Origin of the sequence: Methylotenera sp. (genome assembly GCF_013141425.1) — a bacterium.
In the GTDB taxonomy this organism is placed as follows: domain Bacteria; phylum Pseudomonadota; class Gammaproteobacteria; order Burkholderiales; family Methylophilaceae; genus Methylotenera.
Map to the genome: position 1 here is coordinate 1 of NZ_JABFRA010000037.1, position 4650 is coordinate 4650.

The window sequence follows — 4650 nt, forward strand, 5'->3', positions numbered from 1 at the left end:
CCCTTTATTTAATTCATAGAACAAATCCCATATTGCCTTTTTGCTTATCCAATCAGTAGCACAAAAAATAGTTATCCTAAACTCACCTAAGATTTAGATTTAATTCAACCTCAACCCTGAAGTTTTTATGTTTTAGTTTTTTATCAATTAGCTTGGCATCTCGTTTAATTTATGTGGCAGAATCCTACTCTATGCAAAGTAAAGATTCCGAAAAATCAATAAGCATTAGCTGCCCCGCTTGTGGCTTGCTATGCGATGATTTGCGTTTGGTTTCAGCTTCACCCATTAAGCTAAATATCAGTTGCACTAAAGGCGTCGCTTTTTTCGAATACACGTTGAATGCGGCACCTCGACAACCTAGTGTCGCAGGTCAAGCGACGGATTTAAACACGGCCATTCAAGCGGCTGTCACCATTCTAAAACAAAGTCAAACGCCTTTATTTGCCGGCTTAGGCACTGAAGTGCAAGGCATGCGAGCTATCTTACAATTGGCAAATAAAACAGGGGCCACGCTAGACCACATGCACAGCGAAGGTATGATTCGCAACACGCTGGCTTTGCAAAACAGTGGCTGGCAAAACACTACGCTGACCGAGGTCAAGAATCGCGCCACAGTGATTTTTGCCATCGGCACCGATATTGTAAGTAGCCACCCGCGATTTTTTGAAAAACTGGTTTGGAATTCAGAAAGTTTATTTAATAAGCCACGACCAGAAGTGATTTATTTAGCCGTAGATGAAAAAAATACCACAGCAGGCATTTCGCCTGAAGGCAAAAAACCTTGGATAATTCCAGCGGAAATCAAACAACTTCCTGAAATCATGAATGTGCTGAACGCCTTACTCAACCAAAAGAATCCACTGCATAAAAAAACACCTGATGCCCTTATTTGCGGTATTGCGGTTGCTACCCTGCTGGCGCTTCTAGAAAAACTAAAATCCGCTCAATATGTGGTAGTTGTATGGGCGGCAGGAAATTTTAAATTTTCACAGGCTGAACTCACTGTGCAGAGCATTATTCAACTGATTGCTAAAATCAACGAAACCACGCGTATTGCAGGTCTGCCTCTCAATGCGGGCGATGGTGACGTAAGCGTAAACAATACCAGCACTTGGCTGAGCGGCTACCCGATTCGCAGTCGCCACGTCAAACTAGGTGATGCAAATCCTGAAAATATTAATCAAAATCAACAACTCGAATATGACCCGCATCATTTTTCTTGCCAACAGCAACTCAAAAATAGCGACGCGCTGATTTGGATAAGCACGTTTAATGCGCAATTGCCACCAAACTGTTCTCTGCCGACTATCGTTATTGGCCATCCCAGCCTGCAATTTGAGCGTATGCCGGATGTGTTCATTCCGGTGGGTGTGCCGGGCATTGACCATGCAGGCACGCAATTTCGCATGGATAATGTAGTAGCGCTGCCGCTTAAAAAATTGCGCCAATCCGATCTACCCAGTTTGAGCCAAGTGATTCAACTGCTTACGGATGAACTGCCATGATTATTCATTTAAAAAATGGCAGAATCTACGACCCAAAACATGGAAAAGATGGCGTGGTTCAGGATATTTATATCCGCGATGGTCGGATTATCAGCAAGCCAAATGCCAATGAGAAAATTAACCAAGCCTATGATTTAACGGGAAAAATAGTGATGGCAGGTGCGATTGATATGCACAGCCACATTGGTGGAGGAAAAGTCAATATTGCGCGCATGCTGTTGCCCGAGTTTCAAGATAAAAAGTTTCAGGAAACAAAAAATTACAGTGAACCTGAAGCGCATATTTGTACACCCAACTGTAGTCACAATGCCACCCCCAGCACTACTGATGCAGGGTTTAGATACATTGAAATGGGTTATACCGCGGCTTTTGAGCCAGCCTTATTGCCCATCAATGCCCGCCAAGCACACTTAGAAATGGGCGATACGCCGATGATTGATAAGGGCGGCTATGCCATGCTGGGTAGCGATGATTACTTTTTGCGTTTACTCAGCCAAAATGCGAATCAAAAAACCATTAACGACTACGTGGCTTGGATATTGCACGCTTCACAGGCAATTGGTATTAAAGTGGTGAATCCTGGGGGTATCAGTGCGTTTAAATTCAATCAGCGGAAGCTGGATTTAGATGAAAACCACAGCTATTACCAAGTAACACCGCGTGCAATTTTAAAAAGCTTAAGCCGTGCCGTGCATGATTTAGGCATTGCCAAACCCTTACACGTGCATTGCAATAATCTTGGTGCGGCGGGTAATTTTGAAACAACGCTAAACACCATGGGCGCCTCTGAAGGGCTGCCGATGCACCTCACGCATATACAGTTTCATAGTTACGGTGCTGAGGGCGACAAAAAATTCTCATCCGCGGCTGCACAAATCGCTGAAGCACTGAATAAACATAAACACATTACAGCCGATGTCGGGCAGATTTTATTTGGTCAAACCGTAACAGCCTCGGGCGACAGCATGGTGCAACATCTGAATTCAAAGCATGCCAACCCGAAGAAATCCGTGATTATGGATATCGAGTGTGATGCAGGCTGTGGCGTGGTGCCGTTCAAGTATAAAGACCAAAATTATGTGAATGCTTTGCAATGGGCGATAGGTTTAGAAATATTCTTATCGGTGGAAGATCCTTGGCGTATCTTTCTCACTACCGATCATCCAAATGGTGCGCCATTCACTAGTTACCCGCATTTAATTCGCTTGCTAATGGACAAAAGTTTTAGAAACGAGGCGTTTACCAAATTAAATTTAGATGCACAAGCCATGAGTAATTTAACCTCACTAAACCGTGAATACAGCTTGTATGAAATTGCCATTATGACGCGTGCAGGCGCGGCCAATCTAATTGGCTTGAATGATAGAGGTCATCTGGGAGTTGGCGCTGGTGCAGATATTACCGTCTACACTGAGCTAGCAGACCGAGAGGCGATGTTTGCCAAGCCAGGTTATGTGTTTAAAGATGGGCAATTGGTAGTGAAAGACGGCAAGGTAGTGAAAGTAGTTTGGGGGGCTACACATACTGTTAAACCCGCATTTGATAATAGCATTGAAGCCAATTTAAAAACTTACTTTGATCGCTATCACACCGTTCGACTTGATAATTTTAAAGTCAGTCAAGATGAAATCAGTCATGATGGCCGCGGCAGTGTCATTGTGCACGCAGGTAAACAACCCTCCCAATAGACAAAAATTTAGGAAAAGATGATGAGCAGACTCTATGGCGAGCAACACCGTAAAATTCAAGATGAATTTGGCACCCGTGGCATGGCAGACCGCGTAGAAGAGTTGGTTTGCCGCACAGAATTTGATGATGGTGCAAAAGGTTTTATTGCAAGTGTTAATATGTTCTTTCTATCGACGATTGACCATCAAGGCCGCCCGACCACCTCCTACAAAGGCGGCGACCCGGGGTTTGTCAAAGTGTTAGACGACACCACCTTAATTTTTCCAAGCTACGATGGCAATGGCATGTTTTTTTCAATGGGCAACATCACCACCAACCCCAATGTCGGTTTATTATTTATTTCGTTTGAAACACCGAATCGCCTACGCGTGCAAGGTACGGCTAGCATTTCAAAAGATCCTGCATTATTAGCACATTACAAAGAAGCCGATTTTGTCGTTACCGTTAAGCTCTCTGAATTCTGGCAAAACTGTCCACGCTATATTCCCAAATATGAAAAGGTGCGTGACTCTCGCTATGTGCCGCGCGCGCATTGCGAAACACCTTTAGCTGGTTGGAAACAAGTTGATTTGGTACAAGATATCCTGCTTGAAGCCGACGCCAAAAAAGCGCAAGAAGTTGGCATTATTCCAATTGAAGAATGGGTAGGCAAGATTATTTCGGGCGATGAAAACGCGTAATTTTTACTACAAATAGCCAATCACTAGAAACTCAATGCAAATTAACGGCGTACAAATTGATGATACCTTTGCTGAAGCATTCAATATGCGAGGCACGCGTGTCATCATCACAGCTCAAAACCTAAAGTGGGCGTATCATGCGGCAAATGCCATGACCGGCTTTGCAACCTCTGTCATTGGTTGTGGTGTAGAAGCAGGCATTGAGCGTGAATTAAGTGTAGATGAAACCCCCGATGGCAGACCAGGCGTAAGTATTTTAATGTTTGCCATGGGCAGCAAAGTGCTGATGCAGCAACTTGAAACGCGCATGGGACAATGCATACTCACCTGCCCGACTGCTGCAGCCTTTTCTGGCATTGAGAGCGAAGAAAAGATTAATCTTGGCAAGAATCTGCGCTTTTTTGGGGATGGTTATCAAACTTCTAAGCTGATTTCTGCAAAACGTTACTGGCGGGTGCCTGTCATGGATGGCGAATTTTTATGCGAAGAAACCACAGGCATGGTTCGCGCTATTGGTGGGGGTAACTTTCTAATTTTGGCAGCGTCACAACCTGCGGCGCTTGCAGCGGCAGAGGCGGCGATAGAAGCCATGAAAAAAATACCGAATGTGATTATGCCGTTTCCGGGTGGAGTGGTGCGTTCTGGCTCTAAGGTCGGCAGCAAATATAAAACCATGTTTGCTTCTACCAACGACACGTTTTGCCCAACACTCAAAGGTGTTACCAATACCGAACTTTCCCCTGAAATCGAAAGCGTGATGGAAATTGTGATTGATG

At 44.5% G+C, this 4650-nt stretch carries 4 protein-coding genes; all 4 read left to right on the plus strand.

Annotated features, from left to right (window positions below):
• Positions 1–152: 152 nt before the first annotated feature.
• Entirely contained in the window at positions 153–1505 is a 1353-nt protein-coding gene (locus tag HOO90_RS03220; protein WP_292839409.1) for a formylmethanofuran dehydrogenase, read from the plus strand.
• The gene (locus HOO90_RS03225; RefSeq protein ID WP_292839411.1) at positions 1502–3193 is read left to right on the plus strand and encodes a formylmethanofuran dehydrogenase subunit A; all 1692 of its coding nucleotides are present in this window, start codon (positions 1502–1504) and stop codon (positions 3191–3193) included. Before HOO90_RS03220 ends, HOO90_RS03225 begins: the two co-directional genes overlap by 4 nt.
• Positions 3194–3214: 21 nt before the next feature.
• Entirely contained in the window at positions 3215–3874 is a 660-nt protein-coding gene (locus HOO90_RS03230) for a pyridoxamine 5'-phosphate oxidase family protein (RefSeq protein ID WP_292839413.1), read from the plus strand.
• Between the two features lie 34 nt (positions 3875–3908).
• Positions 3909–4650 (plus strand): formylmethanofuran--tetrahydromethanopterin N-formyltransferase (gene fhcD, locus HOO90_RS03235; RefSeq protein ID WP_292839415.1); only part of this gene is annotated, 742 nt, incomplete at its 3' end.